Raw genomic sequence first — 26,404 nt, forward strand, 5'->3', positions numbered from 1 at the left:
CGCTCACCGGGTGCGTGTCTGGAGCGTGTTGGCCCTGATCTTGCTGGTTGCGGGATGCGCACCACACCGGCAGCAGACGCCCTCAACCTCGTCCTCGGCGACGTCCACCAGCTCTTCGTCGACGGCATCGACATCGACAACGACAACGACTTCGACAACCACATCGAGGACCACGACAACAACGTCGCGTGCCCCCGCGCCGGGGCCGCGGGCGTCCGTGGAGTCGGTTACCCGGTGGATCGAGGCGGGCGATCCCGTCGCTGCCGAGAAATTCCGCACCGTCGATCAAGACGGCACGCCAGGTCAGCTACCGGAAGGCGACGTGGCTTTCCGCGCGCCCGGTGAGCTCGGTCCCCGCACGGTTGGCGGATGCATCACGGAGATGAAGTACCAGGAGCCGTTGTCGTGTCTGCCGGGGCTTCGCAACGCGCCGCGCCGTCCGCCCGATCTGCCGGGCCAATGGATCGGGGGCTGGGTGAGCTTCGACGGTGCCACTGTCACGGTCGGTAGTCGCCACGGTGACCCCGGGCCGTTCATCGCCGGCGTAGGGCTGCCGCTTGAGTACGGCAAGCGCCTGAAATTCGGTGACTACCAATGCAGATCGGACCAGAAGGGTCTGTATTGCGTGAACTATCCGCACCACTCGGCCATCAGGATGAGTGACGAGCTTGAGGTGTTCGGGTGCACGAAGCGCGCGACACCGCCGCGCGGTATCGGAGTGCAGTACGACTGCGGGTGAAACCCCTGCCGTCCTGTTCCCAGGTTGTCGACCCGGGAACAGGACAGCCGGACGGACTTACTTCTTGGCCCAGCGGTCCTTGCCGTCGTCGCCCTTGGTGCAGGTCAGGACGGTGCCGTCGCTGGCCTTGCCGGTCTTACCCTCGAGATCCTTGGCGCAGAACTTCCCGGCACTCGCCTTGTCGGCACCGGCAGAATCGGTGGACGCGGTCCAGCGGTCCTTGCCGTCGTCGCCCTTGGTGCAGGTCAGCACGGAGCCGTCGCTGGCCTTGCCCGTCTTGTCTTCCATGTCCTTAGAACAGAACTTGCCTGCGCTCGGGGTGGCGGTACTCGGCGCCGGGCTGGGGGTGCTGGGATCCGCGATCGCAGTCGGTGCGTAGCAACCGAACATCATGGCCGCGCTCACTGCTGCAACAGTCGCCAATCTTTTCATCACACTGTCCTTTGGTCGTTGACTTATCGGTGAGTCGAACGCCGACAACCTACCCGGCAAACGGGGCGTATCGGTTGCCAATCGCATGAACATCGGTGCGTGGATTTCGGCAATGTCGACACGTGTGAGCTGTTCGGCCGAAACGGCCTGGTCAGTAGTTGCCAGCTACTTCGCAGCTAATCCTCAGGCTTGGTGTCGTCGTGGCTCAGGAGGACCGCGGAAAAGCGATACAGGGCGAGTAGTGAGATGAATCCGAACATGAAGAGGATGACGCTGCCGACGGACTCGTTGACCGGGTTGAGGAACAAGCCGAACGCATACGCGCCGATGACCACGATGGGTGCGGCATCAACCCAGCTGAGCGGACGTTGTTCGGACTGTGTGAGCGCGTCCTTGCCGAGGAGCGGCAGGAGCACGAACGAGATGATGAAGGTGATCAGGAAGCCCCAGATTGCCCACCCGATGGGTAGGGCCGGATCGCCGAAGAACGAGTCCTCCGGGGCCAGCGCCTTGGATTTCCCGACCCATTCGTAGATACCGAAATTTGTGCAAAAACCGTTGGCTAAGAAGGCGATCCAGGCATGCAGCATGCCGTACAACACGCAGTGCCACACGACCTGCCACGCTCGCAGGGTGTGCGGGTTCACCACGATCTTGCCGTCGAGTATCACGTTGATGATCACGTAGATCGGCCACAACAAGGCGACCATTCCGACGGGGACGAGCAGAGGAACGCTGCCGATATGTGGGCCCATCATCGGTATGTCGCCGTAGCGCAGATCTCCCCACACAAACCCGCCGAAACTGATGTTCGCCTGCTCGAACGCCCACTCGACGATGGATGCGATGACGAAGTAGGCCGACGCGAGCTTGACGCCCAGATGTTTGAGCATATGGCCGAATACCGCCACCACCAGCGCCAGTGAGGTGATCGTCTGTGCGATCACGGGTAGGCCGGCGCCGCCGGTGGAAATGCCCGACCAGAGTGTCATGACCACCCACACCACGCAGGCGACGCCAAGAGCCACATCCATCGGGCTGGCCCGTCGCGCTTCGTTTTTCGTGTGGTTCTCGGTGTCCGCGCTCATCTGTCGCAGTCCCTCCCGCCGTGAGGTTCGCCGTCGGGTGGAAAATTATTCTAGAAAAATTCTCTAGTCAAGAGGTGGTTCAGTATTGTTCGGTGGTGCCCACCGCTTCGAATGCCGGCGTCGCCCGTCGGCGCGCGATCCTTGACGCGGCGCTCACGTCCTTCCTGAAAAGCGGGGTGGCGGGGGCCACGGTCGAGGCGCTGCATCGTGAATCCGGGGCCAGTGTGGGCAGCATCTACCACTTCTTTGGCAGCAAGGAAGGCGTGGCCGCCGAGCTGTACTTGGAAGCACTGCGTGATTATTACGACGCGTATCTTGCTGCATTGCAAGCGAGTTCAGGTGCCCGCGATGGGGTTGTGGCCGCGGTGCGCTTCCATCTGGAGTGGGTGGCCGCCCATGAGATGCGGGCCCGTTTTCTGTTTCATTGTCGTGAGTTCGAGGTGATCGAGGAATCGCGCTCGACGATCACCGCGCTGCACGAGGACTTCTACGGCAAGGCCAGCGCATGGTTACAACCGCACGTCGAGAAGCGGCGCATCAAGCCGCTGCCGCCCAGGTTGTGTCAGGCATTGTGGATGGGGCCCTGCGTCGAATATGCCCGGCTGTGGCTGGCCAGGTCGGCCGACTTCGATGTGCTTGCCGCGGCGCCGGTTCTCGGACAGGCCGCGTGGGACGCGATCAAGGTCTGAGCAACCCGCGCCCTTGTGTCATCAGTATGCATTCTTTAGGCTTATGGCCTAGGAAATGCATACTTGGAGGGAGGCGATGGTGCACCGTCGAAATATCGCGCCACCGGCGCTTGCACGCGTGCCACTGCGGACCATCCGAGCCGCCGATGCCACCGGGATTTATGCATTTCCAGGACCTGAACTTGCGAGGCTCGCCGACCGCGGGCTCCTGAAGAGAGTTGCCAACGGTTACTACGTGGTAGTGCCCCAGGACATGGTAGGCCGGCAATGGGTGCCCAGTCTGGAGGCGATTGCGGCTGGAATAGCCACGGCGATCTATGGCGCCGAAAGCGCGGTGTTGATGGGAATCAGCGCGGCCCGGTTGTTTGGGGCAATTCCACGGGCGCTTGCAACGGCGATTGTTGCCGTACCCAAACAACATCGGCTGATTCGGCTCGCCGATCGAGCTGCTGCGGTCACCTTCGTCAAACGAGACACCCGCGCGTTGGACGCGGAATTGATCGAGACGCCATTAGGGCCTGCCCTTGTGACAACACCTGAGCAGACCGTCCTCGATCTGGCGCATCGGCCTCAGCTCGGAAATGCCGAGGACGAGGTCCCCGCAGCCATCGCAGCGCTGTACCGCAGATGTGACCCGCAGCGGCTACAAGCGCTTGCAATTGAACAACGACTCGTTGCATCACTACATCGTGCGAAAACATGGGCTGGCGTCACCGGTGGACGGTGATGAGCGCGATGCAATCGCACTTCAGTTTGGTGTTGATTCCGGGCAAGTTGTCCGTGATCACCTCATCTCGCACCTGCTTGCCGTAATCAGTCAGACTCTTGGAGATCGGGTTCACTTCATTGGGGGTACAGCCCTCGCACGCACGTATCTACCCAATGGGCGGCTGAGCGAGGACGTAGACCTCATTGCTGTCGATAGTCGAAAGTCTGTAGCACAAGAACTTGATTCGGTGCTGCCGCGCGCACTGGCTCGGACGCATGGCCGGCTCACGCTGGACCCACCCCTGAGCTACATACGAGATACCGAAGCCAGCTTCCTACGTTCCACCGGCGGCGTATCGGTCAGAGTTCAACTGCTCTCTTCAAGCGATCGCACCTTGTGGCCGACGGAGCGCCAGACATTGGTTCAGCGCTACCAGGATGCCCCGCCCGCAGAACTCGCCGTTCCAACACTTCCAGGGTTCGCTGCGTCCAAGACCGCTACATGGGCAGATCGGGCAGCGCCTCGCGATCTATGGGATTTATGGGCGCTCAACGAAATTGGCGCCATAAATGCCAACGCCCTTGATCTGTTCAAGAGGTATGGGCCGACTGGTCGGGCACCCGGCGACTACATCTTTGACAAGCCGCCTTCGGATGTTGCATGGCGGACGCAGCTCGCTGGGCAGACCAGGCTTACGGTTACGGCGGCAGAGGCCATTACGGCCGTGCGTAAAGCGTGGGCTTCTGCAAAAAACTAGATCCCTCATCGGTTTTCGGGTTGATGGTGAGGATTACACCGACGGTGGTGGCGCCGGGTTCAGCGCATTCGGGCACAGCTCGCTTTGCAGAATGTCCAGGTACACCTGAGGGGCAGGCGCAGGCGCGACGCCGTTACCCCAGGGGAAAGAATTGCCGACCTCTTCGGGAGGGACGCCGTTGTGCAGATCGCGGCACGCCCGATGCCCCGCCTGGATCACGTACGGCTCGGCATCCTTGTGGATGTACACCCCCGCGGCGCGCAGACTGTCCAGGAACGTGTGGTCATTCGCCTGTGCGATCCCGGCGCCGAACGGGCCACCAACCGAAGCGCCAACGGCAGCGATCCCGACGACAATCCTGGTGCGGAGCTTGTACATCCTTGTATTCCTTCCGGTCACCAGCATTATTGCCATCAGGGCGGGCCCGGCAGTGCCGAATTGCGAAGACGGCCGCTCCTAGGGCGCCTTAGTTCAGGCCACCGCCGATGACCAGGATCTCTCCGGTGATCCACGAAGCCAGGTCTGAGGCCAGGAATGTCACTGCTGGCGCGATGTCCTCCGGCACGCCGATCCGGCCAAGGGGGGTTATGTTCTCGATCTCGGTGCGGAACTCGCGACTTGAGAAGGCACTCGACTGCATGCCGTCGGTCACGGTCAACCCGGGATTGACCGAGTTCACCCTGATGCCCCGCGGGCCGAGCTCCTTGGAGAGCGTGCCGGTAATCGTGTCCACGGCCCCCTTCGACGCGGTGTACACCAGCGAGTTGGCCGGCGTGAAGCTGGTGACGCTTGACCCGATGTTGACGATGCTCGCGCCGGGACCAAGGACGCTGCCGAGTGCTTCGGTGATCGTGGTCGTCAGGCCGAAGACGTTCAGGCTGAACTGGCGCTGAAGTTCTTCTGGGGTCACTGACTCAACAGCGCCCATCTCGTACACCCCGGCGTTGTTGACGAGGATGTCGAGCCTGTCGATCCGAGTTCTGAGCTGAACGAAGAGTTCTCTGACGCTGGACGGATCGGAGATATCAGCCTGGATGGCGAAGGCCTGGCCTCCGGCATCCAGGATTGACTTCACCACGTGGTCGGCTCCGCTCTTGCTTGACGAGTAGTGGACTGCCACATGTGCTCCCGCGGAAGCCAGGTCGCGCGCGATAGCCGCGCCGATTCCCTTCGACGCGCCCGTAACAAGTGCCGTCTTGCCTGTCAAAATACTCATTGATCTCCGTCTTTCACTTGACCGCAACATATTTCATTCACATACGGTTGCTTCCTCAGCGTAAATTCGCGGGCTGAGTCCTGGAAGGGTGCGCTACTCCTACCTGGGCATCCCGTGCGGCTGAAGTGACGCGCCGCTGGGTGGGTGTACTACACCCTGGTTGGCGCGAGTTGCCGTGAGTATGTTGAGGACATGGATCGGCGAAATGAGTTGGGCGACTTTCTGAAGGCGCGCCGTGCTCTGGTTTCGCCGCGACAAGTGGGGCTGCCGGAGGACGAGCCGCGCCGCGTCTTGGGCTTGCGCCGGGAAGAGGTTGCCGCGCTGGCCGGGGTGAGCGCCGACTACTACAGCAGGCTTGAACAGGGGCGTGAGCGGCATCCCTCAGAGCAAGTGCTGCGGGCGATTTCCCGGGCGCTGCAGCTGGATACGCATGCGACTGAACATCTCGCCGGCCTTTCCCGGCCGTCCGGGGCAGCGGCCGATGTAGGTGGCCAGCGCGACGCCAGCGAGGGGACGATGAGAATCGTCAACAATGTGGTGCACGCCCCAGCGTTGGTCATCAGCCCGGCACTGGACATTCTGGCTATGAACGCTCACGCGCAGGCGCTTTACGGTGACTTCTCGCGGGCGGACAACCTCGCGTACATGGTGTTTCTTGACCCTGTGGCCAATGAGTTCTACGCCGAATGGGACGACATCGCGCGGGATACCGCCCGAAATCTGCGTGCCATGTCGGTGTCGTTTCGCGATGACCCTCGTGTAGCAGAAGTCGTGGGTGAGTTGACGATTCAGAGCGACGTTTTCACGTTCGTGTGGATGCAGCACGATGTCCGGCCACGAACAAGCGGGACCAAGCGATTCCGCCACAGCCAGGTCGGTGAGATCAGCCTTCAGTACGACAGCTTCGCCGTCGGTGGGGCACCCGGGCAGCAGCTGCTCATCTACTCGGCTGACCCCGGCAGTGCCGACGCCGATGGGCTTGAGCTACTGGCCCGACTCGCCGCAGACCAGCAGCCCGAATAGTAGGAAACCAAATCCAAATCCCTTTGAAGCAAGCGATATTCGCGGCTTCTTGAGTTCAGATTGCGCAGGATCGAATCGTGACGTCAACACAGCCCGTTGGAGCAGGAACTCTTACCCTCGGCGGTGACATCACCGTCAATCGGCTCGGCTACGGCACGATGCAGTTGACCGGCCCAGGGGTATGGGGGCCGCCGCGAGATCCGGTATCCGCGGTGCGGTTGCTCATACGGGTGATCGAGTTGGGAGTGAACTTCCTGGACACCGCGGATGCGTACGGCCCGCAGATCGTCGAGGACCTGATCCGTGAAGCGCTGCACCCGTATCCCGGTGATCTCACGATCGCCACAAAAGTCGGTCTCGCACGCACTGGCCCGGCTGAGTGGGGCTGGATTCCGTTGGGGCGGCCCGAATACCTGCGCCAACAGACGGAAATGAGCCTGCGGCGCCTGAAACTGGAGCGCATCGATCTGCTGCAGCTGCATCGAGTCGACCCCACCGTTCCCTTCGAAGACCAGATCGGCGAACTCAAGCTGCTGCGAGACGAAGGCAAAATCCGGCACGTCGGGCTCTCCGAGGTCTCGGTGGACCAGCTGCACGCGGCACGGCAGATCGTGCCCATCGCCTCCGTGCAAAACCTGTTAAACCTCACCAACAGGTCAGCATCTGATGTGGTGGACTACGCCGCCGCTCACGGCATCGCATTCATCCCGTACTTCTCGCTCGCTACCGCAGGCCTCGACGGCGCCGGTAGCGCTCTGGATGTCATCGCGCACGCACACGGCCGCACCCCGGCGCAGATTGCGTTGGCATGGCTGCTTCGCCGCTCCCCGATTGTGCTTCCGATCCCGGGAACATCGTCGGAAGCGCACCTTGCGCAGAACGTCGCCGCTGCGGACATCGCACTGAGTGATGCCGAGTTCGCGGCCCTTTCCGCGGCGGTGCCGTTGCCCGACGACAGAGATGAATAGCCGGAGAGTTCCATGCGGATAGGTATTTTCACCGCGGTCACCGACGAAGGTATGGAGCCCGGCGAGCTAGCGGTCGAGATCGAGACCCGTGGGTTCGAATCCCTTTTCGTGCCGGAGCACACGCACATACCGGTGACGATCGAGACAATTCATGCCGGATGGGATGAGATACCCCGCGACTATTGCCGCAGCCTCGATCCGTTCGTCGCGTTGTCGTTCGCGGCGGCTGCGACTCGAGACCTCCGTATCGGTACCGCGGTGGCGCTGCTTGTGCAGCGAGATCCGATCACGTTCGCCAAAGAAGCGGCAACCCTGGACAGCGCATCGGGCGGGCGGCTGGAATTGGGAATCGGTGTCGGATGGCTGCGCGAGGAGATACGAAATCACGGCACCGATCCGCGCACGCGGGTGGCATTACAAAGCGAGCGTATCCACGCGGTCAAAAAGATTTGGACGGAAGAGCAGGCCGAGTTCCACGGCAAGTATGTGGCGTTCGACCCGATTCTCTCGTGGCCCAAGCCTGTTCAACGACCGTATCCACCGGTGTGGTTGGGGGGCTGGGGCCTGTCTACCCATGAGCGAGTGCTCGACCATGCCGACGGCTGGATGGCACCGACAACGCTTGGGGTGGAAGAGCTTCGTAAGGGAATCGGCGAACTCAACGTGCTGGCAGCGCAACAAAGCAAGCCGACTGTTCCGGTGACCGCGACCATCCTGGCGCCGCGGCCCGGAGATATCGAACGCCGCGCCGACCTTGGCGTGCATCGTGTGCTGTTGGGCCTGCTGCCGGTGGCGTCCCGCGACACCACGTTGCGCGAGCTGGACCGCTTCGTCGCACTGATGGCCTGAGCGCGCCGGCTGCGGACGTACTTCCGCCATTAGCCGATCAGACATGGTGGCGGTGATTACCATGCCAACTGACTCAGCTAGACGGGCTAGGGCGGTGCACATCGTGGACGGAGCGCGGCCCGGATCTGTTGGTGTCGACCCCGCCGAACTCGCGGAACTTGAGTTCTTCGCGGGCAACTCGATTGGTGCACTCGCCCCGTTGGCCGAGCTGCTCTCGTCGCTGCAGGCGACCCCCGGTGAGATGCTGATGCGCCAGCGGGAGGCGGCTGACTGGTTCCTGCTGGTCGGCTCGGGGGGCGGCGAAATCCTTCATGCCGGCCCGAGCGGGGATTCTGTGGTCGCGCATCTGATGCCCGGCACCGTTGTCGGCGAGATCGCGCTCCTGCGTGGGACCGCCCGGACGGCAACTGTGGTAGCGACCGAACCGGTGCGAGGCTGGGCCGGTGGTCGCGACGCGTTCGCCGTGATGCTCGAAATCCCGGGTGTGTCAGAGGCATTGGTATGGACCGCGCGGCAGCGGCTAGCCTCCTTTGTCACGCCCATTGCGGTGCGGCTGCGTGATGGCGCCGAGTTCCATCTGCGGCCCATCCTGCCCGGCGACAGTCAACGTCTGGCGAGGCTTTCCCCGCGCACCGTGTACCGCCGGTTTATGGGGGTCCCCAGTAAGCGGATGATCACCTACCTGTTCGAGGTGGACTACCTCGAGCACTTCGCGTGGGCCCTCACCGACGGGCCAGACGGTGTGGACGGTCTCGTCGTCGCCGACGCTCGATTTATCCGGCACGCCGACGAACCCGACAGTGCCGAGTTGGCATTCACGGTCGGCGATGACTACCAGGGCCGCGGAATCGGCACACTGCTGATGGAAGCGCTCTCGGTTTCGGCGCATGCCGGCGGTGTGCGCCGGTTCACGGCGACCGTGCTCTCGGATAACTACGCGATGCGCACCGTTCTGAATAGGTACGGTGCGTGCTGGGAATCGGACGGGCCAGGCGTGGTCACCACGGTCTTCGATGTTCCTCCGGTGGGGGAGTTGAGTCTTTCCCCGCGGGTATCCATACAGGTCGACGTCGCCACCCGGCAGATGGTGCAGGCGTTGTGTTGACGGTCGAACCAGCGCCCCCGGCAGGAATCGAACCTGCGACCTAGGGATTAGAAGGCCCTTGCTCTATCCGACTGAGCTACGGAGGCATGTGGCGCTAGCCGGATGGGAGTCTATCGAACCGGTGGCGGTGTGGATCGCATCTCGCCATACCCTTGACTGGTGACGACCACTCCCACCGCTAGGAAGACCGATTCGCCGATGTGGACGATCGTCGTCGGCCTTGCGGTACTGGCGGGCCTGGTCGCAGCCACTATCGGCGCCCTGTCACTCACGGACGCGCTGATCGCGACCGGTCTGCCCAACCCCGGCCCGGTCACCTCCTACGGTCTGCCGTTCGTGCGAGCGGCGGCCGAAATCGCAGCCGTCGTCGCCGTCGGCGCGTTCCTGGTCGCGGCCTTTTTCGTCCCCCCACAAACCAGCGGGGTGCTCGACGTGGACGGGTATCGCTCGTTGCGCATCGGCACGGCGGCATCGGTCGCGCTAGCGGTGCTCTCGGCGGCCATGGTGCCGCTGTCGATATCCGATGTGGCTGGTCAGCCGGTAAGCGATTTCGGCCCTGGCGAGCTCTGGACGCTGACCGGGCAGATCGAGACCGTGAACGCGTGGCGCTGGATGGCCTTCATCGCCGCCGGCGTCGCGATCGTTAGCCGCGTGGTGCTGCGCTGGTCATGGACGCCGCTGCTGGTGCTCGGATCGGTGGCGACGCTGATGCCGCTGGCTCTGGTGGGGCATTCGGCCACCGGCGGCGCACATGACCTGGGCACCAACAGCCTCATCATCCATTTGGTGTCGGCGGCGCTGTGGGCGGGCGGGCTGGTCGCGCTACTGATACACGCGTTGCGCGGTGGCGGCTATCTCGATGTGGCCGCACGCCGGTTCTCCACGCTGGCGCTGTGGTGCTACGTCGCGGTCGGGCTCAGCGGAATCATCAACGCGCTTATCCGAGTGCAGCTTTCCGACCTGATCACCACCCGTTACGGCTGGCTGCTGGTGGGCAAGGCCACCGCGCTATTGCTTTTGGGTGTGCTGGGTTATCTGCAGCGCCGCACGGCGATAACGGCATTGAACAAGGACCCGCAGAACCGTCGGCCGCTGATTCGGCTGGCCGGAGTGGAAGCCGTCATCTTCGCGGTCACCTTTGGTATCGCCGTCGGGTTGGGACGCACCCCGCCTCCTCCGCCGGTCAACCTCAACCCGTCGCCGGTCGAAGTCGCCATCGGATACAACCTCGGCGGCCCGCCGACCCCGCAGCGACTGATGTTCGACTGGCGCTTTGATCTCATCTTCGGAACGGCCGCGCTCGTTTTCGCCGTTGCCTACCTGGTCGGTGTGCGGCGGCTGAAGAAGCGCGGCGACGAATGGCCGGTGGGGCGCACCATCGCCTGGCTGTCCGGCTGTGCCTTCCTGCTCATCGCCACATCGTCCGGCGTTGGCCGGTATATGCCCGCCATGTTCAGCATGCACATGGCCGCGCACATGATGCTCTCGATGTTGATACCCGTGCTGCTGGTCCTGGGTGGCCCCATCACGCTGTTGCTGCGGGTGCTGCCTGCCGCGGGCAAGGGCGATCCGCCGGGGCTACGTGAATGGGTGCAGATCGCGTTGCACAGCAAGTTCTCTCGCTTCCTGACGCATCCGCTGGTGGCGACCTCGTTGTTCATCGGCGGTTTCTACGGCCTGTATCTCAGCGGGCTGTATGACGCTTCCGTTGATGTGCACGCCGCGCACTTGGCGATGAATCTGCACTTCCTGCTCAGCGGATACCTGTTCTATTGGGTGGTCATCGGCATCGACCCGTCGCCGCGGCGCCTGCCCCCGGTCGCCAAGCTGGGTATCGTGCTGGTGTCCCTGCCCCTGCACGCCTTCTTCGGTGTCATCCTGATGGGCACGAAATCGATTCTCGGCGAAAAGTTCTACAGCAATCTGGCGCTCCCATGGCGGATCGATCTGGCTGCCGATCAACACATGGGTGGCGCGATCACCTGGGCGACGGGGGAGCTCCCGCTGTTAGTGGTGATGATTGCCTTGGTCGTCCAGTGGTCACGCTCGGACGAGCGACTGGCCCGCCGCCAGGACCGTGCCGCCGACCGTGATGACGACGCCGACCTCGCGGCCTACAACGCGATGCTCTCCAAAATGGCCCAGCAAGACGAGAAGACGCGCGGTTAGACCGCACCCGCGGCAATGGCGGCCGGCCAGCTGCCGTGCTCGCTGATATCAACTCCGGCCTGTGCTGCCGCACCGTCACAGCCAAAACCGGTGCGCCACAAGCCGTCATCGCATTCGACCTTGCCCAGCAGCATCGGCTCGGGCAGTTGCGCGAGGAAGGTGCCCAATGCGGCGGGAGACAGCCGCCAGATCTCACCGCCGATGCTTACCCCGTCTTCTTCGGAGCGGGTGAGGCCGGGTTTGGGCGGGGTGGTGCGCAGCGCCGCCATCCGATACTTCGGTGCGGTCCGGATCGGACCGACCCACCGTGCGCCCAGGTCGGTGAGCTGGAACTCCAGCGGGCCGCCCTTGAGGTGCGCGCCAAACACCGCAAGCTCGTGTGACAGGGTGATCGCTGCAGGCCAAACGTCTTGTTCCACGGGGTCTCCAGTGACCAGCGCGGCAATGTCGAAGGCCACCGCATCGTCGAACGCGCGCGCCACCACCGTCACGCCGAACTGGGCCTCACCCGCGATTCCCGCCGGTACTGCCACCGCGCACAGGTCGAACAGGTTGCAGAAGTTGGTGTAGGTCCCCATGGCCGCATTGACGCCAATCGGGTCCGCCGCGACTTGTTCGATCGTCGGATGTAGCGGCGCGGTGGGTACCAGTAGCGCATCCGCGCCGGCTAGCGAGTTCAGGGCCTGCTCGCGAAGGCGTTCTACCTCGGCGCGATCGCGGACCAGGCGATGCGCGGGAATGTCACGTGCACCGGAAATAATTTGTGAGACAGTCGGATCCAACGACGCTCCGGGTTGGGCATCGATGAAATCGCCCACCGCTGCATAGCGCTCGCTGACCAACGCGCCTTCGTAGAGGAGTTTCGCGGCGGCTAAGAACGGTGTCAGGTCGATCTCGACAATCGTTGCGCCGGCATCGCGCAGGTCGTCAACCGCCGCATGAAATGCGTTGCGCCACAACTCATCTAGAGCGGGGAGCTCGCGCGGGATGGCGACCGTGGGTCGTGGGGGAGCAGCCAGTCGGGTGTTGGTGGGCCAGAGCCGTGGCCCCGCGGCCGTCCCCATAGCAGTCATCGCCGCGTTGGCGGCGGTCAGTGAAGGGGCGAAAATGGTCACGCAGTCATAGGATTCGCACGCCGGAACCACGCCTTCGGTGGAGATGACACCGACGGTCGGTTTGATGCCGACGATGCCCTGCAACCCCGCGGGAACACGCCCTGACCCGGCGGTGTCGGTGCCGATCGCGATATCGACCTCCCCGGTGGCGACGGCCACCGCGGATCCCGAACTGGAACCGCCGCTGATGTATTCGGGGCGGCGTGAGTCGGGCACTGGGCCGTAGGGCGAGCGCGTACCCACCAGCCCGGTCGCGAATTGATCGAGGTTTGTCTTGCCCACCACGACGGCACCCGCCGCACGTAGCGCCGCGACCGTCGGCGCGTCGTGCTCGGGAACGTATGCGTACTCGGGGCAGGCGGCGGTGGTAGGCACGCCGCCGACGTCCACGTTGTCTTTGACCGCGAGTCGCACCCCCGCCAACGGCCCTGATGAGCCCTCCAATTCGGAGGCGATTTCGTTCTCGGGGCGTCGCGTGATCCAAACCGTCATGTCAAGGAAGGTACGGGTGGTCCGACTCATCGGCCACTTATCCCCAATCCGAAGTTCATCCACAACCACCGCCCGAACCTGCCCTCATGTCGGTGCGCGGTGTCGGTGTCTGCCGGGTTACTGGAGTCACCAAGGGCACCCGTTGGAGGTGCTGAGGAGAGATGCAGAGATAGACAAGGAAGGCATGGACCATGTTTGAAACTCCAGTGACTGTGATCGGCTCCATCGTCGGAGACCTCAAGAGACGTCAGGTCGGCTCCGACGAGATGATCAAGTTCCGCGTCGCCAGTAATGCCCGCCGTCGGCGGGAGGACGGTAGTTGGGTGAATGCGAACTCCCTCTTCATCAATGTGACCTGCTGGGGCCGGTTGGTGACCGGGGTCGGTGCCGCGTTGGGAAAGGGAGCGCCGGTGATCGTGCACGGTCACCTGCACACCAGTGAATTCGAAGACAAAGACGGCAACCGCCGCCAGATCACCGAGATGAAAGCCATCGCCGTCGGGCCGGATCTATCACGGACCATCGCCCGGATAGAGAAGGCCGGATACACCGGAAAGCAAGAGGACGCCGAAGCGGCCGAGCAACCCGATTCGGGTGCCGAAGAATCGACCACCGAGCCCGTAGAGGCAGACGAGAGCAGCGAGGATTCGGTGAACATGCGCCTCAGCGCATGATCCGGGGCTGACACCGGCGACCGCGCGGTCGCCTCTCACCTAGGATGGTTCGGGCAGCTCACCTGAATGGTCGTGAGCTGCGACGAAGAACTTAGAGGAGAGGCGACAGCGCGGCAATGGCTGAGTACATCTACACGATGATGAAAGTCCGCAAGGCGCATGGCGACAAGGTCATCCTCGACGATGTCACCCTGAACTTCCTGCCCGGCGCCAAGATTGGTGTGGTCGGTCCGAACGGCGCCGGTAAATCCAGCGTCTTGAAGATCATGGCCGGGCTCGACAAGCCGAATAACGGCGAAGCATTCCTGGCCAACGGGGCCAGCGTCGGAATCCTGATGCAGGAGCCGCAGCTGGACGAGACGAAGACAGTGCGCGAGAACGTCGAGTCCGGCGTGGCGCTCAAGGGCAAGCTCAATCGGTACAACGAGGTCGCCGAGTTGATGGCTACCGACTACACCGACGAACTCATGGAGGAGATGGGCAAGCTCCAGGAAGAGCTGGACGCCGCCGACGCCTGGGATATCGACTCGCAGCTGGAGCAGGCGATGGATGCGCTGCGCTGCCCGCCGCCGGACGAGCCGGTGACGCATCTGTCCGGTGGTGAGCGCCGACGGGTTGCCCTGTGCAAGCTGCTGCTGTCGAAGCCCGACCTGCTGCTGCTCGACGAGCCCACCAACCACCTGGACGCCGAGAGCGTGCTGTGGCTTGAGCAGCACCTGGCCAGCTACCCGGGCGCCATCCTGGCCGTGACCCACGATCGGTACTTCCTGGACAACGTGGCCGAGTGGATTCTCGAGCTGGATCGCGGTCGCGCGTACCCCTACGAGGGCAACTACTCCACTTACCTGGAAAAGAAGGCCGAGCGCATCGCCGTTCAGGGTCGCAAGGACGCCAAGCTGCACAAGCGACTGCAGGAAGAACTCGCGTGGGTGCGTTCGGGTGCCAAGGCGCGCCAGGCCAAGAACAAGGCACGGCTCGGACGTTACGAGGAGATGGCTGCCGAGGCGGAGAAGACGCGGAAGCTGGACTTCGAAGAGATTCAGATCCCCACCGGTCCACGGTTGGGCAACGTGGTGGTCGAGGTGAGCCATCTCGACAAGGGGTTCGAGGAGCGCGCCCTCATCAAGGATCTGTCGTTCACGCTGCCCCGCAACGGCATCGTCGGCGTCATCGGCCCCAACGGTGTCGGTAAGACCACCCTGTTCAAGACCATCGTGGGGTTGGAGAACCCCGACGGTGGCGTGGTCAAGGTGGGCGAGACCGTCAAGTTGAGCTACGTCGACCAGAGCCGGGCCGGTATCGACCCCAAGAAGAACGTCTGGGAGGTCGTTTCCGACGGGCTTGACCACATTGTGGTCGGCCAGAATGAAATGCCTTCCCGGGCATACGTTTCGGCCTTCGGATTCAAGGGGCCGGATCAGCAGAAGCCGGCCGGCGTGCTTTCCGGTGGTGAGCGCAACCGTCTCAACCTGGCGCTCACCCTCAAGCAGGGCGGAAACCTGATCCTGCTCGACGAGCCCACCAACGACCTGGACGTCGAAACCCTGAGCTCGCTGGAGAACGCGCTAGAGCTGTTCCCTGGCTGCGCGGTCGTCATCTCGCACGACCGGTGGTTCCTGGACCGCACGTGCACGCACATTCTGGCGTGGGAGGGAAGCGACGATAACCCCGCTTCCTGGTTCTGGTTCGAGGGCAACTTCCAGGCGTACGAAGAGAACAAGGTCGAACGTTTGGGTATCGATGCAGCCAGACCTCACAGAGTTACCCACCGCCGCCTGACACGCGACTAGGGTGATGTTGCGTGCCGAAACCCGGTACGCAACATCGGCCAGGAGCGTTCTGCGTGACTGTTAACACAGGGACCACCACTTCCGAAAACACGCCATCTACCAATGGATCTGGCGTCCCGACCATCGAGGCGCTGGAGGCTGCGTTCAGCCACGCCCGGTATACGGGGGAGATGGACTGGGACGAGTCGCTGGACCCCGACGGTCACGCCGCACCCGCGGTGCCGCCGGTGCGTGAGGTGCTCATGCGCGCGCTGCTGCGGTTGGCGGCGCGGCGCCAGCCCCACGAGATCGCAATCGCGACCTATCGCAATGGCGATGATGCGGGACTGGGTACCGCCCTGCAGTTGGTCACCGATTACACCCCGTTGCTGACCGAGTCCATCACGGTGCTGCTACGGCGCCTGGGTGTAGCGATTGTCGATCTCATGGACCCGGTCTTCACCGTGCGGCGTGCCGCCGATGGCACGCTGCTGTCGGCGGAATCGGTGGACAAACCGCAAACTGACGTCGCCGCCGATACCGAGTGCTGGATCCATCTGCAGCTGCCACCGTCGATTGATGCCGAGCGCTTGGCGTTCATCGAAACACAGCTTCCCCACACTCTGGAGGATGGCAGCCACGTCGCCGCCGATGCCGATGCGATGCGCGATGCGGTCATTGAACTGGCCGGTGACCTGGACGCTTCGGCGGGCAATGCCAGGTTCTCCTCAGCCGAGCTCACCGAGGTCGCGAATCTACTGCGCTGGTTGGTAGACGGGAACTTCACGGTGCTCGGATACCAGCGCTGCACCGTGGAGAACGGGCGCGCCACCGCCGACGAGTCGAGCCGGCTTGGCCTGCTCAAACGACGCGAGGAGGTGCTCCCACAGCTCACCCACAATGATCAGCTACTGGTGCTCGCGCAGGCGACCACACCCACGTACCTGCGATACTCCATCTACCCGAACATCGTGGTGATCAGGCAAGAAGACGGCAGCGGACCGGCCATCGAGCATCGCCTCGTCGGTGTGTTCACTGTTGCCGCGATGAACGCCGACGTGCTTGCCATCCCGGTGATCTCCGACCGGGTGCACCAAGTACTAGGCCGTTCGGACACGAACCAGGACTCGCTAGCGGGTCACATGTTGATCGAATTCATGCAGAACCTGCCCCGGGCGGAGCTGTTCGCGTCGAGTGTCGACCGGCTGTACGACCTGGTAACCGCAGTGAGAAACATTGGCGCGCATCCAGGTTCGCTGTTGTTCCTGCGGGCTGACGAGCTGGGCAATTTCGTGACCGCGCTGGTGTACCTGCCCCGTGACCGCTACACCACCACGGTACGGCTGGCCATGCAGGACATTTTGGTGCGAGAGCTCGGCGGCACCGGTATCGACTACACCGCCCGTGTCAGTGAATCGCCTTGGGCATTGGTTCATTTCACGGTGCGCATGCCAGAGCACAGCGTGCACACCAGTATCGATACCTCGGAGGCCAACCGGGTCCGCATCCAGGCGCTGCTCACCCAGACCACCCGCACCTGGAGCGATCGTCTGGTCAGTGCGGTGCGCCCCGATTCTCCGATCGACAGGGCATGCGCGGAGCGGTACTCGGTCATCCTGCCCGAGGTCTTCAAGCAGAACGTCCCGCCCGCCGAGGCCATCGCCGATATCGCCAGAATCGAAGGGCTGCACGAGGACTCCATCGATCTAGCGTACGACGCCGACGCGCTGGGCACCGGTGTACTCAGCATGTACCTCGGTGGACGCTCGGCGTCCCTGAGTCAGGTGCTGCCGGTGCTGCACAGCATGGGTGTCGACGTGATGGAGGAGCGCCCATACCACTTCACCCGACCCGACGGCCTGGCCGTGTCGCTCTACGCCTTCCGCATCGTGGTGCATCCGGCGATAGCACGCAGCTTCGATGCGGAGGGCACCGCGCGCCGCGCCGACCTGCTCACCCACGCTATTGATGCTGTGTGGCATGGCAGTGTCGAAACCGACAGGTTCAACGAACTGGTGCTGCGCGCCGGGCTCACCGCCGGCCAGATCACCATCCTGCGCGGATATGCCAAGTACCTGCGACAGGCGGGTTTCCCATACAGCCAGGCGCATATCGAGACGGTGCTGGCCGACAACTCCCAGACCGCACGCGATTTCGTGGAGCTGTTCGAGGCCCGCTTCGATCCGGCCAACACCGACGACACCGTGGCCGACGCCAAGGCCGCGCATGTGCTGGCGGAGATCGACAAGGTGGTCAGCCTCGACACCGACCGGGTGCTACGCGCCTTCTTCGGTCTGATCCAGGCCACCCTGCGCACTAATTACTTTGTGACGAAGGAGGACTCGGCGCGCGCGAAGGGTGTGCTGTCCTTCAAGCTCAATCCGCGCGAGGTCAACGAGCTGCCCGAGCCGCGGCCCCGGTTCGAGATCTTCGTGTACTCGCCACGCGTCGAGGGTGTGCACCTGCGGTTCGGTCCGGTCGCCCGCGGCGGCCTGCGCTGGTCCGACCGTCGGGAGGACTTCCGTACCGAGATCCTGGGCCTGGTGAAAGCGCAGGCCGTGAAGAACGCCGTCATCGTGCCTGTCGGCGCCAAGGGCGGGTTCGTCGTCAAGAATCCTCCGGCGGCCACCGGAGATGCTGCGGCCGACCGCGATGCGTTCCGCGCGGAAGGTGTCGAGTGCTACCGGCGCTTCATCAGCGGACTGCTCGACATCACCGATAACCGCGATCGCACCACCAATGCGGTTGTGCCGCCCGAAGGCGTGCGCCGCCGCGACGGCGACGATCCGTATCTCGTCGTCGCGGCCGATAAGGGCACCGCGACCTTCTCCGATATCGCCAACGATGTCGCGCTGTCGTATGGGTTCTGGCTCGGCGACGCATTCGCCTCCGGTGGCTCCGTCGGGTATGACCACAAGGCGATGGGCATCACGGCCCGGGGTGCCTGGGAGAGCGTCAAACGTCACTTCCTGGAAATGGGGATCGACACCCAGACAGAGGATGTCACCGTCGCCGGGGTCGGCGATATGAGCGGCGACGTGTTCGGCAACGGCATGCTGCTGTCCCAGCACATCAAGCTGGTGGCCGCCTTCGACCACCGGCACATCTTCTTGGACCCCAACCCGGATCCCGCGTCCTCGTGGGCCGAGCGCAAGAGGATGTTCGCGCTGGAACGCTCCAGCTGGGCCGACTACAACTCCGCACTGATCAGCGCCGGAGGCGGCGTGTACAGCAAGGAACAAAAGTCGATACCGATCAGCCCTGAGGTTCGTGACGTGCTCGGAATCGACAGCGACGTCACGGAGATGACGCCTCCGCAGCTTGTCCGCGCCATCCTGCTCGCACCGGTCGACCTGTTCTTCAACGGCGGCATCGGCACCTACATCAAGGCCGAGAGCGAATCGCAGGCCGACGTGGGCGATAAGGCCAATGACGCCGTCCGCGTCAACGGAAACCAGGTGCGCGCCAAGGTGATCGGTGAAGGCGGCAACCTGGGTCTGACATCGCGGGGCCGCATCGAGTTCGAACTGAACGGTGGCCGGGTCAACACCGACGCCTTGGACAACTCCGCCGGCGTGGACTGCTCTGACCACGAGGTCAACATCAAGATCCTGATCGACTCGCTGGTCAGCGCCGGCAAGATCCAAGCTTCCGAGCGGACGGCACTGCTGGAGTCGATGACCGACGACGTTGCCACGCTCGTGCTGGCCGACAACGAATCCCAGAACAACCTCATGGGCACCAGCCGTGCCAATGCGGCCTCGCTGCTGAGCGTGCACGCCCGCCAGATCGCCTACCTGGTCAACGAGCGTGGCCTCGACCGTGAGCTGGAGGCGCTGCCCTCCGAGAAGGAGATCGAGCGCCGCGCCGCGCTCGGGATCGGTTTGACCTCACCGGAACTGGCGACGCTTATGGCGCACGTCAAGTTGGGGCTCAAGGATGACCTGCTGGCCAGCGACGCCCCGGACCAAGAGGTCACGCTACGGCGCATGGTGCATTATTTCCCGGACGTGCTGCGCGAGCGGTTCGACGCCGAGATCCGTCAGCATCCACTGCGCAAAGAGATCTACGCCACCATGCTGGTCAACTCGGTGGTCGACTGCGGTGGGATCACCTACGTGTACCGGCTTTTCGAGGACGCCGGGGCGGGTTCGGTGGACGGGCTCAAGACATACGTGGCCGTCGAAGCGATCTTCGGGCTGCGCTCGCTGTGGGATCGCATTCGTCATGCCGATGTGCCGGTAGCGGTTTCGGACCGGCTGACGCTCGACATGCGCCGCCTGCTTGATCGGGCCTCTCGCTGGCTCATCAGCTACCGGCCGCAACCCCTGGCGGTCGGCGCCGAGATCAACCGCTTCGCCGCGGGCATCGCCGAGCTGAGTCCAAAGCTGACGACCTGGTTGCGCGGACATGATCTGGAGATTGTCACCAAGCAGACCGAAGACCTGGTGGCGCTTGGAGTTCCGTTCGACATCGCCAGCGATGTCGCCAGCTGCCTGTACGGATTCAGCCTGCTGGATATCATCGATATCGCCGATATCGCCGATCGTGATGGTGCCGAGGTTGCCGATCTGTACTTCACCCTGATGGACGACCTGCGGGTGGATGATCTGCTGACCGCCGTCTCGCAGCTGGAGCGCAATGACCGGTGGCATTCGTTGGCCCGGTTGGCGATTCGCGATGACATCTATTCGTCGCTGCGGGCCCTCACCATGGACGTGCTGTCCGTCGGTGAACCGGATGAGACCGGCGAGCAGAAGATCGCCGAGTGGGAGTTCACCAACGCTTCGCGTCTGGAGCGGGCTCGCGGCACCCTTGCGGAGATCTTCGCCTCGGGGGAGCCGGACCTGGCGACACTGTCGGTGGCAGCACGCCAGATCAGAGGGATGATCAGGAACAGCATCACCGGTCCTGCATGATGGTGGGATGAGCGTTAGCGAAGACCATCACACGCCGATGAGTTCTGAGAAGCCCGGCTATGTCGCGGCGGTGCCGGTTCGTTGGTCCGATATCGACATGTACCAGCATGTGAACCACGCGACGATGGTGACGATCTTGGAAGAGGCGCGAGTGCCCTTCCTGCGTGATGTATTTGGCGCCGAGATCACCACCACGGGTCTGCTCATCGCAGATGTCCACGTCAAGTACAAGGGGCAGGTACGGCTCGCGGATTCGCCGTTGCAGGTGACCATGTGGGTGTCGAAGATCCGCGCGGTGGACTTCACCATCAACTACGAGGTGCGCTCGGTGAGCGCGTCGCCAGACTCCAAGCCCGCGGTGATCGCGGACACCCAGCTGGTGACCTTCCATCTCGACAGCCAGACTCTGCTGCGTCTTACCGACACCCATCGCGAATACCTGCAGCGGTGGTCTCGGCCATGAGCGAGGCCGCGCTGCGGGTTCCGGACGCCTCCGACCGTAAGGACCTGGCGACCTTCTTGGCCCGTGTCTCACAACTCGACGAGTCGGCCGTGGTGCGGCTGCGTGCTCGGGGAGACGATCGCGTAGTTGTCTGGGCCGCAACACAGTTCGATGTGCTGGTCTGCCGCGCGGTACGCGGCGAACTGAGAACGCCCGACATCAGCGCCGCAGTCGACGAGGTGCTGCGTGGCCTGCAGACCGCGGAAGCGGACGGATCGGTGCACACGGGATTCCCGATGGACTCGGTGTGGCGCGGTGCGCTGCCCGCCGACAACGGCTTCGAGTACCTCGACGATATTCCTGCGCGGTCCGTGCTTGAACTGGCGCAGCGCGGGGGAGAGCTGGCCCGTGAACACGGCAGCGCGCACGGGCCACCCGTGTCGCTGCTGGATCAGCCGGTCGTCACGATCGACGGGGCAGACGGCGAGCAGGTCGACGTACCGATGCGCTGCGTTTTCGCCTTGACCGCAATGGGATTCATCCCGACGAACCCTGCCGAGGATGAGCCGGTACGCGTGCGCGCTGTGCCGTCGTGGTTGCGGCTGGACGCCCGTTTTGGTTCGGTGTACCGCCGTCGGAACGATCTATCGCTGCGGGTGCGCTAGACGATCCAGGCCGCGGTGTTGCGTGGCAGCTTGCCGTTGACAAGCGGGCCGCTGGTCAAGATGATCTCGCCCGCAGGCAGATCGACCAGATCACTGCTGACGTTCAGGGCACACGTCAGGCCGCCGCCCTTGACGCGGAATGCCAGCGCTCCCGGTGGGCTGCCGTACCACTCCAGGCTGGTGCCGGTGAATTCCGCACGGTTCTTGCGCAATTCGATGGCCCGCCGATACAGCGACAGCATGGAGTCGGTGCGCTCCAGCTGGCGCTCCACCGTGAATTCGGCCCAGCCGTGCGGCATGGGCAGCCAGGTCTGGTCGTTGCTCGAGAAGCCGTACGGGGGATCGGTGCCCTCCCAGGGGATCGGCACCCGACAGCCGTCGCGGCCCCGCTCGGTGTGGCCGGAGCGCTCCCATACCGGATCTTGCAACGCTTCGTCGGGCAGTTCGACATTGGGCAGTCCGAGTTCGGAACCGTTGTAGATGAAGACAGTTCCGGGCAGCGCGAGCATCACCAACGCCATGGCCCGGGCGCGCCACTGGCCGATCTGGCCGTCGCCGTAGCGTGTCACCTCGCGTTCCACGTCGTGGTTGGACAACGTCCAGGTCGGTGTCGCGCCCACTGAATCCACTGCGGCAAGCGAGTTTTCGATGGCGGCGCGGATCTGGTCCGCATCGAAGTCGGCCTCAACCAGTTTGAAGTTGAATCCGAGGTGCAGTTCGTCGGGCCTGACGTACTCGGCGAAGCGGGTGTTGTCGTTCACCCAGATTTCGCCGACCGCGACCACGTCGCGGTACTGGTCGAGCACCTTGCGAATCTTGCGGTGGTGCTCGTGCACGCCCTCGTTGTTGAAACGCGGGTCTTCGTCGCTGATATGCAGCATCGAGGTTTCGGTGTCCTCGATGTCGGGAAGGCCCGGCGGCTTGGCCATGCCGTGGGCGACATCGAGGCGGAATCCGTCGATGCCGCGGTCGAGCCAGAAGCGCAGGGTGTCGGCGAAATCGTCGAACACCTCAGGGTTGTCCCAGTTGACATCGGGCTGCTCGGGCGCGAACAGGTGTAGGTACCACTGGCCGGGAGTGCCGTCGGGCTCAGTCACCCGTGTCCAGGCCGGACCGCCGAACACCGAAGGCCAATTGTTTGGCGGCAGTTCGCCATTGGCGCCCTTGCCGTCCCGGAAGATGTAGCGGGCGCGGGCATCACTACCGGGTTTGGCGGCGAGAGCCTCGATGAACCAGCGATGCTCGGAACTGGTGTGGTTGGGCACCAGGTCCATGATCACTTTGATGTCATGTCGGTGGGCGGATGCGATGAGCCGGTGCATCGCGGTGAGCCCGCCGAACAGCGGATCGATCTCGCGCGGGTTCGACACGTCGTAGCCGTGGTCGGCCATCGGCGATCTGGTAACGGGATTTAGCCAGATTCCCTGGATGCCGAGCAGATCAAGGTAGCCAAGTTTTGCTGAAATGCCATCGAGATCGCCGACGCCGTCACCGTCGCTGTCGCCGAACGACCGCGGATAGATCTGATAGAAAACGGCCCGCGACCACCAGGGGTCGTCATGTTGGCCCAAGTAGGCGGCGGTCACGGTTGATCATTCTGCACCACGGCGGCTCAGGCCTCGAATCGCGATCGACTGTCAGAACGGTGAATTGACCATTGACTGCGCCGCCATTTCCAGGTAGCTCCACAGCTGGGCACGATGATCGTCGTCGAGGGTATTTCGGTCGACGGAGTCGACGGCGGTGCGCATGCAGCGCAACCACGCGTCGCGTTCGATGGGGCCGATCCGAAACGGCGCGTGACGCATCCGCAGCCGGGGATGTCCCCGCTGGTCGGAGTACGTGCGTGGACCGCCCCAATACTGCTCAAGGAACATTCGCAGGCGATCCTCGGCGCCGGTGAGGTCTTCCTCCGGGTACAGCGGACGCAGCACGTCGTCGTCGGCAACGAGCTCGTAAAAGCGGGCCACAATCGCGTGGAAAGTCGTGGCGCCACCGACGGCGTCGTAGAAGTTTTCAGGGGTAGGGGCTGCCACGTTGTCCATTGTGCTGGCCATTGTGCCGGTACGTCCTTTGGCCGGTCAGCGGGGTTGGTCACGTGATGTTCATTGGATTGACCTGGGAACACAGTGCAAATTGTCGTGCGAAGACCGCCGAATCGTGGTGCACTGGTGGTAATGGCGCACCAGAAGAAGAGCCGTGGGCACCGGCATAACAGTGCCAGCGCTGGGCCGACCCAAAACGGGACGGCCCGAATACTGCACAGCGTCCCAGGAGTCCTTGAAAGCAGGATGCCTGGGGCGATGCCCCCGCAGCAGTCCAACGACGCCGGTTCCCTATGGGGCCGGCGTCGCGTGTTATTGCTGAACTCCACGTATGAGCCACTGACCGCGCTGCCGATGCGTCGCGCCGTGATCATGCTGCTGTGCGGTAAGGCCGATGTGGTGCACGACGATCCCGCTGCCCCCATCATTCATTCCGCTACCACGTCTGTGGCGGTCCCGTCGGTGATCAGACTGCGCACCTTTGTGCGGGTGCCCTACCGGGCGCGGGTTCCGATGACGCGGGCCGCGTTGATGCATCGCGACCGGTTCCGTTGCGCCTACTGCGGTGGACGGGCCGACACGATCGACCATGTGATTCCGCGCAGCAAGGGCGGCACGCACTCCTGGGAGAACTGTGTGGCCTGCTGTTCGTCCTGTAATCACCGCAAGGCCGACCGGTTGTTGGCGGAGTTGGGCTGGTCGCTGCACACCACGCCGATGCCGCCCAAGGGCCAACATTGGCGGCTGCTGTCGTCGGTGAAGGAATTGGACCCGGCGTGGGTGCGATACCTAGGCGAGGGTGCGGCATGACGCATCGGCTACGGTTTGCATTGTGAGCTTCCTCAACAGCCCTACATACATCGGGATGCCGGTCTGGGTAGCCCTGATCGCACCGGTCTTCCTCGTGCTCGTCGGCCTGTGGACGATGCGCAAGAAGGGGCCGCACCCCGCGACTTACAACATGAACGACGGCTGGACGCATGCCCCGATCCTGTGGGCCGCTGTCGACGAGAACATCGGTGATAGTCACGGACACGGCCATGGCCATGCCGGCGTCGAGGCGATTGGAGGGTCCGCAAGTGGCAAGTGGTGAGGTCACCAAGACTGCTCCCGCCGAGTTGCCCCGCGGCTGGGCCGAGACCGTAAGTGGACGCCTCTCGGGTGTTACCGAGCCTGGCGAACTGTCGGTTAAGTACCCGTTCCCCAACTACCAGCTGGCGACGTTGGACGACGCTCTGACCTACGGCAGTCGCTCGTCGAAGGCCCGCTTCTCCGTATACATCGGTGACCTGGGCAACGACACCAACAAGGGCGCCCGTGAGGTGTTCCTCGAGGTGCCGACGCCTGACGAGGCCGTGCTGATCGCCGTTTCTCCGGACCAGCACGTCGTGGAGGTCGTCTACGGCGAGGGGCTCAAGGGACGCGGGGCCGAATCGGCCGCCGACCTTGGTGTTGCCGCAGCGTTGGCGTCCTTCAAAGAGGGCAACCTGCTCGACGGGATCATCAGCGCGGTGCGTGTCATGAGCGCCGCCATCGCCCGTCCCTAGTTCTTCGCGCGGGTTCCCGCGCACCGCTTTGTGCCGAGCGTGAAGCTACTGCGAGATTTGAGTCCATTTCCCGCAGTAGCTTCACGCTCGTTGCATGTCAGCGGGTAAGCGCACACTGCCCGCATGGGGGAACCATTTCTGGGCAGTGAGGCGATCAGATCCGGCCGGCTGACGCCGCATGCCCTACGCACCCGCTTTGTGGCCCTACATCGTGATGTCTATCTGCCGCGCGCCGCGGAGCTCACGCCGCTTGTGCGCGCGCGTGCCTGCTGGCTGTGGACGGGGCGATGCGGAATTATTGCCGGCCACTCGGCATCCGCGTTACACGGTGCACGGTGGGTGGATTCGGCGCGCAACGCCGAGGTGATCCACGGCAATCGGCATCGACAGCCAGGAATCACCGTCTGGTCGGGGGATATCTCACCCGACGAGATCTGCATGGTCGATGGCATGCGGGTCACCACTCCTGCTCGCACCGCGCTCGACCTTGCCTGTCGCTATCCCCGGGGAGTGGCGGTGACTGCCATCGATGCGCTGTGTCGCGCGACCGAGCTCAAGACCTCCGAGATGTTTGATCTGGCCTCAAGACATCGCGGGATGCGTGGGATTCGCCGGGCGCGTGCTGCCTTCGATCTGGTGGACGCCGGTGCGCAGTCGCCCAAGGAGACCTGGCTGCGGCTATTGCTTCGCGATGCCGGGCTTCCACCCGTGACCACCCAGATCCTGGTGCACAACGGCGACTTCGTGGCGCTGGCGTACATCGATATGGGCTGGAAGGACGTCATGGTTGGCGTCGAGTACGACGGCGACCAGCACCGCAGCGACCGTCGGCAGTACCGCAAGGACATCACGCGGCTGGAAATGCTCGATGGCCTGGGCTGGCTGATCGTCAGAGTGGTCGCCGAGGACCACCCCGACGACATCATTCGCCGAGTACGTGAAGCCGTAGCCCGCCGACAGTGAAGCTATTGCGGGAAACTACCCGGAATCCC

At 63.7% G+C, this 26,404-nt stretch carries 25 protein-coding genes and 1 tRNA gene; 18 read left to right on the forward strand and 8 right to left on the reverse strand.

Annotated features, from left to right (window positions below):
• Window positions 1–10: 10 nt before the first annotated feature.
• Window positions 11–739: a hypothetical protein gene (locus tag B4393_RS02805; RefSeq protein ID WP_078332813.1), complete on the forward strand. Its 729-nt coding sequence runs from the start codon at window positions 11–13 to the stop codon at window positions 737–739.
• Window positions 740–796: 57 nt separating this feature from the next.
• Here the strand turns inward: B4393_RS02805 and B4393_RS02810 are convergent, their stop codons facing one another.
• Together B4393_RS02810 and B4393_RS02815 are read right to left on the reverse strand one after the other, a co-directional pair.
• Window positions 797–1,171, reverse strand: coding sequence for a hypothetical protein (locus B4393_RS02810; RefSeq protein WP_070935641.1), 375 nt, complete (start codon window positions 1,169–1,171; stop codon window positions 797–799).
• Window positions 1,172–1,347: 176 nt separating this feature from the next.
• The gene (locus B4393_RS02815; protein ID WP_078332814.1) at window positions 1,348–2,259 is read right to left on the reverse strand and encodes a hypothetical protein; all 912 of its coding nucleotides are present in this window, start codon (window positions 2,257–2,259) and stop codon (window positions 1,348–1,350) included.
• Window positions 2,260–2,333: 74 nt separating this feature from the next.
• Here B4393_RS02815 and B4393_RS02820 point away from each other — a divergent pair, with 74 nt between their 5' ends.
• The 3 genes from B4393_RS02820 to B4393_RS02830 all read left to right on the forward strand — a co-directional run bounded on the left by B4393_RS02820 (window position 2,334) and on the right by B4393_RS02830 (window position 4,414).
• Window positions 2,334–2,948, forward strand: coding sequence for a TetR/AcrR family transcriptional regulator (locus B4393_RS02820; protein WP_078332815.1), 615 nt, complete (start codon window positions 2,334–2,336; stop codon window positions 2,946–2,948).
• Between the two features lie 340 nt (window positions 2,949–3,288).
• Window positions 3,289–3,675, forward strand: a complete 387-nt coding sequence (locus B4393_RS28345; protein WP_330359267.1) for a type IV toxin-antitoxin system AbiEi family antitoxin — start codon at window positions 3,289–3,291, stop codon at window positions 3,673–3,675.
• On the forward strand, window positions 3,578–4,414 hold the full coding sequence (locus tag B4393_RS02830) for a nucleotidyl transferase AbiEii/AbiGii toxin family protein (RefSeq protein WP_330359266.1): 837 nt from the start codon (window positions 3,578–3,580) through the stop codon (window positions 4,412–4,414). Before B4393_RS28345 ends, B4393_RS02830 begins: the two co-directional genes overlap by 98 nt.
• 33 nt (window positions 4,415–4,447) lie before the next feature.
• Here B4393_RS02830 and B4393_RS02835 read toward each other — a convergent pair whose 3' ends face one another.
• Window positions 4,448–4,792, reverse strand: coding sequence for a DUF732 domain-containing protein (locus B4393_RS02835; protein WP_078332818.1), 345 nt, complete (start codon window positions 4,790–4,792; stop codon window positions 4,448–4,450).
• Window positions 4,793–4,880: 88 nt separating this feature from the next.
• Window positions 4,881–5,630, reverse strand: a complete 750-nt coding sequence (locus B4393_RS02840) for an SDR family NAD(P)-dependent oxidoreductase (RefSeq protein ID WP_078332819.1) — start codon at window positions 5,628–5,630, stop codon at window positions 4,881–4,883.
• A 192-nt stretch (window positions 5,631–5,822) separates the two neighbouring features.
• On the opposite strand from B4393_RS02840, the gene B4393_RS02845 reads away from it, so the two are divergent.
• The 4 genes from B4393_RS02845 to B4393_RS02860 all read left to right on the forward strand — a co-directional run bounded on the left by B4393_RS02845 (window position 5,823) and on the right by B4393_RS02860 (window position 9,575).
• Window positions 5,823–6,653: a helix-turn-helix domain-containing protein gene (locus tag B4393_RS02845; RefSeq protein ID WP_078332820.1), complete on the forward strand. Its 831-nt coding sequence runs from the start codon at window positions 5,823–5,825 to the stop codon at window positions 6,651–6,653.
• A 74-nt stretch (window positions 6,654–6,727) separates the two neighbouring features.
• Entirely contained in the window at window positions 6,728–7,621 is an 894-nt protein-coding gene (locus B4393_RS02850; RefSeq protein WP_078332821.1) for an aldo/keto reductase, read from the forward strand.
• A 12-nt stretch (window positions 7,622–7,633) separates the two neighbouring features.
• On the forward strand, window positions 7,634–8,470 hold the full coding sequence (locus tag B4393_RS02855; RefSeq protein WP_078332822.1) for an LLM class F420-dependent oxidoreductase: 837 nt from the start codon (window positions 7,634–7,636) through the stop codon (window positions 8,468–8,470).
• 94 nt (window positions 8,471–8,564) lie between these two features.
• Complete coding sequence (locus B4393_RS02860) at window positions 8,565–9,575, forward strand: GNAT family N-acetyltransferase (RefSeq protein WP_109558246.1); 1,011 nt, start codon at window positions 8,565–8,567, stop codon at window positions 9,573–9,575.
• Window positions 9,576–9,587: 12 nt separating this feature from the next.
• Here the strand turns inward: B4393_RS02860 and B4393_RS02865 are convergent.
• A tRNA-Arg gene (locus B4393_RS02865) sits at window positions 9,588–9,661 on the reverse strand.
• 73 nt (window positions 9,662–9,734) lie between these two features.
• On the opposite strand from B4393_RS02865, the gene B4393_RS02870 reads away from it, so the two are divergent.
• Complete coding sequence (locus B4393_RS02870) at window positions 9,735–11,744, forward strand: cytochrome c oxidase assembly protein (RefSeq protein ID WP_078332823.1); 2,010 nt, start codon at window positions 9,735–9,737, stop codon at window positions 11,742–11,744.
• On the opposite strand, the gene atzF is transcribed toward B4393_RS02870, so the two are convergent.
• Window positions 11,741–13,351, reverse strand: a complete 1,611-nt coding sequence (gene atzF, locus B4393_RS02875) for an allophanate hydrolase (RefSeq protein ID WP_078333005.1) — start codon at window positions 13,349–13,351, stop codon at window positions 11,741–11,743. The two genes, B4393_RS02870 and atzF, sit on opposite strands and share 4 nt — an antisense overlap.
• Before the next feature lie 191 nt (window positions 13,352–13,542).
• On the opposite strand from atzF, the gene B4393_RS02880 reads away from it, so the two are divergent.
• From B4393_RS02880 to B4393_RS02900, 5 genes are all read left to right on the forward strand, one after another.
• On the forward strand, window positions 13,543–14,025 hold the full coding sequence (locus tag B4393_RS02880) for a single-stranded DNA-binding protein (RefSeq protein WP_078332824.1): 483 nt from the start codon (window positions 13,543–13,545) through the stop codon (window positions 14,023–14,025).
• 116 nt (window positions 14,026–14,141) lie between these two features.
• Window positions 14,142–15,815, forward strand: a complete 1,674-nt coding sequence (ettA, locus tag B4393_RS02885; RefSeq protein ID WP_078332825.1) for an energy-dependent translational throttle protein EttA — start codon at window positions 14,142–14,144, stop codon at window positions 15,813–15,815.
• A 227-nt stretch (window positions 15,816–16,042) separates the two neighbouring features.
• Window positions 16,043–20,713: an NAD-glutamate dehydrogenase gene (locus B4393_RS02890; RefSeq protein ID WP_078333006.1), complete on the forward strand. Its 4,671-nt coding sequence runs from the start codon at window positions 16,043–16,045 to the stop codon at window positions 20,711–20,713.
• Window positions 20,714–20,720: 7 nt separating this feature from the next.
• Window positions 20,721–21,176, forward strand: coding sequence for an acyl-CoA thioesterase (locus B4393_RS02895; protein ID WP_078332826.1), 456 nt, complete (start codon window positions 20,721–20,723; stop codon window positions 21,174–21,176).
• On the forward strand, window positions 21,173–21,820 hold the full coding sequence (locus B4393_RS02900; protein ID WP_078333007.1) for a hypothetical protein: 648 nt from the start codon (window positions 21,173–21,175) through the stop codon (window positions 21,818–21,820). Before B4393_RS02895 ends, B4393_RS02900 begins: the two co-directional genes overlap by 4 nt.
• Here B4393_RS02900 and B4393_RS02905 read toward each other — a convergent pair.
• Together B4393_RS02905 and B4393_RS02910 are read right to left on the reverse strand one after the other, a co-directional pair.
• On the reverse strand, window positions 21,817–23,406 hold the full coding sequence (locus tag B4393_RS02905; protein WP_078332827.1) for a glycoside hydrolase family 13 protein: 1,590 nt from the start codon (window positions 23,404–23,406) through the stop codon (window positions 21,817–21,819). The two genes, B4393_RS02900 and B4393_RS02905, sit on opposite strands and share 4 nt — an antisense overlap.
• A 51-nt stretch (window positions 23,407–23,457) precedes the next feature.
• Window positions 23,458–23,865, reverse strand: coding sequence for a globin (locus B4393_RS02910; RefSeq protein WP_078332828.1), 408 nt, complete (start codon window positions 23,863–23,865; stop codon window positions 23,458–23,460).
• 258 nt (window positions 23,866–24,123) lie between these two features.
• On the opposite strand from B4393_RS02910, the gene B4393_RS02915 reads away from it, so the two are divergent.
• From B4393_RS02915 to B4393_RS02930, 4 genes are all read left to right on the forward strand, one after another.
• On the forward strand, window positions 24,124–24,675 hold the full coding sequence (locus B4393_RS02915) for an HNH endonuclease (protein WP_109420529.1): 552 nt from the start codon (window positions 24,124–24,126) through the stop codon (window positions 24,673–24,675).
• A 22-nt stretch (window positions 24,676–24,697) separates the two neighbouring features.
• Window positions 24,698–24,958 carry an aa3-type cytochrome oxidase subunit CtaJ gene (gene ctaJ / locus B4393_RS02920; RefSeq protein WP_078278480.1) on the forward strand — a complete coding sequence of 87 codons (261 nt, stop codon included), beginning with the start codon at window positions 24,698–24,700 and terminating at the stop codon, window positions 24,956–24,958.
• Window positions 24,945–25,412 carry a DUF5130 domain-containing protein gene (locus B4393_RS02925; protein WP_078332829.1) on the forward strand — a complete coding sequence of 156 codons (468 nt, stop codon included), beginning with the start codon at window positions 24,945–24,947 and terminating at the stop codon, window positions 25,410–25,412. Before ctaJ ends, B4393_RS02925 begins: the two co-directional genes overlap by 14 nt.
• Window positions 25,413–25,535: 123 nt before the next feature.
• A complete protein-coding gene (locus B4393_RS02930) occupies window positions 25,536–26,375 on the forward strand; it encodes a hypothetical protein (protein ID WP_078332830.1) in 840 nt (279 codons plus the stop codon).
• Window positions 26,376–26,404 lie beyond the last annotated feature (29 nt).

This window comes from Mycobacteroides franklinii (genome assembly GCF_002013895.1).
GTDB lineage: Bacteria > Actinomycetota > Actinomycetes > Mycobacteriales > Mycobacteriaceae > Mycobacterium > Mycobacterium franklinii.

Excerpts from the sequence above, each read along its gene's own strand:
- B4393_RS02810 (WP_070935641.1), bottom strand. The coding sequence starts at position 1,171 with ATGAAAAGATTGGCGACTGTTGCAGCAGTGAGCGCGGCCATGATGTTC.
- B4393_RS02815 (WP_078332814.1), bottom strand. The coding sequence starts at position 2,259 with ATGAGCGCGGACACCGAGAACCACACGAAAAACGAAGCGCGACGGGCC.
- B4393_RS28345 (WP_330359267.1), top strand. The coding sequence starts at position 3,289 with ATGGGAATCAGCGCGGCCCGGTTGTTTGGGGCAATTCCACGGGCGCTT.
- B4393_RS02835 (WP_078332818.1), bottom strand. The coding sequence starts at position 4,792 with ATGTACAAGCTCCGCACCAGGATTGTCGTCGGGATCGCTGCCGTTGGC.
- B4393_RS02840 (WP_078332819.1), bottom strand. The coding sequence starts at position 5,630 with ATGAGTATTTTGACAGGCAAGACGGCACTTGTTACGGGCGCGTCGAAG.
- B4393_RS02845 (WP_078332820.1), top strand. The coding sequence starts at position 5,823 with ATGGATCGGCGAAATGAGTTGGGCGACTTTCTGAAGGCGCGCCGTGCT.
- B4393_RS02855 (WP_078332822.1), top strand. The coding sequence starts at position 7,634 with ATGCGGATAGGTATTTTCACCGCGGTCACCGACGAAGGTATGGAGCCC.
- atzF (WP_078333005.1), bottom strand. The coding sequence starts at position 13,351 with ATGACGGTTTGGATCACGCGACGCCCCGAGAACGAAATCGCCTCCGAA.
- B4393_RS02880 (WP_078332824.1), top strand. The coding sequence starts at position 13,543 with ATGTTTGAAACTCCAGTGACTGTGATCGGCTCCATCGTCGGAGACCTC.
- ettA (WP_078332825.1), top strand. The coding sequence starts at position 14,142 with ATGGCTGAGTACATCTACACGATGATGAAAGTCCGCAAGGCGCATGGC.
- B4393_RS02895 (WP_078332826.1), top strand. The coding sequence starts at position 20,721 with ATGAGCGTTAGCGAAGACCATCACACGCCGATGAGTTCTGAGAAGCCC.
- B4393_RS02900 (WP_078333007.1), top strand. The coding sequence starts at position 21,173 with ATGAGCGAGGCCGCGCTGCGGGTTCCGGACGCCTCCGACCGTAAGGAC.
- B4393_RS02910 (WP_078332828.1), bottom strand. The coding sequence starts at position 23,865 with ATGGACAACGTGGCAGCCCCTACCCCTGAAAACTTCTACGACGCCGTC.
- B4393_RS02915 (WP_109420529.1), top strand. The coding sequence starts at position 24,124 with ATGCCCCCGCAGCAGTCCAACGACGCCGGTTCCCTATGGGGCCGGCGT.
- B4393_RS02930 (WP_078332830.1), top strand. The coding sequence starts at position 25,536 with ATGGGGGAACCATTTCTGGGCAGTGAGGCGATCAGATCCGGCCGGCTG.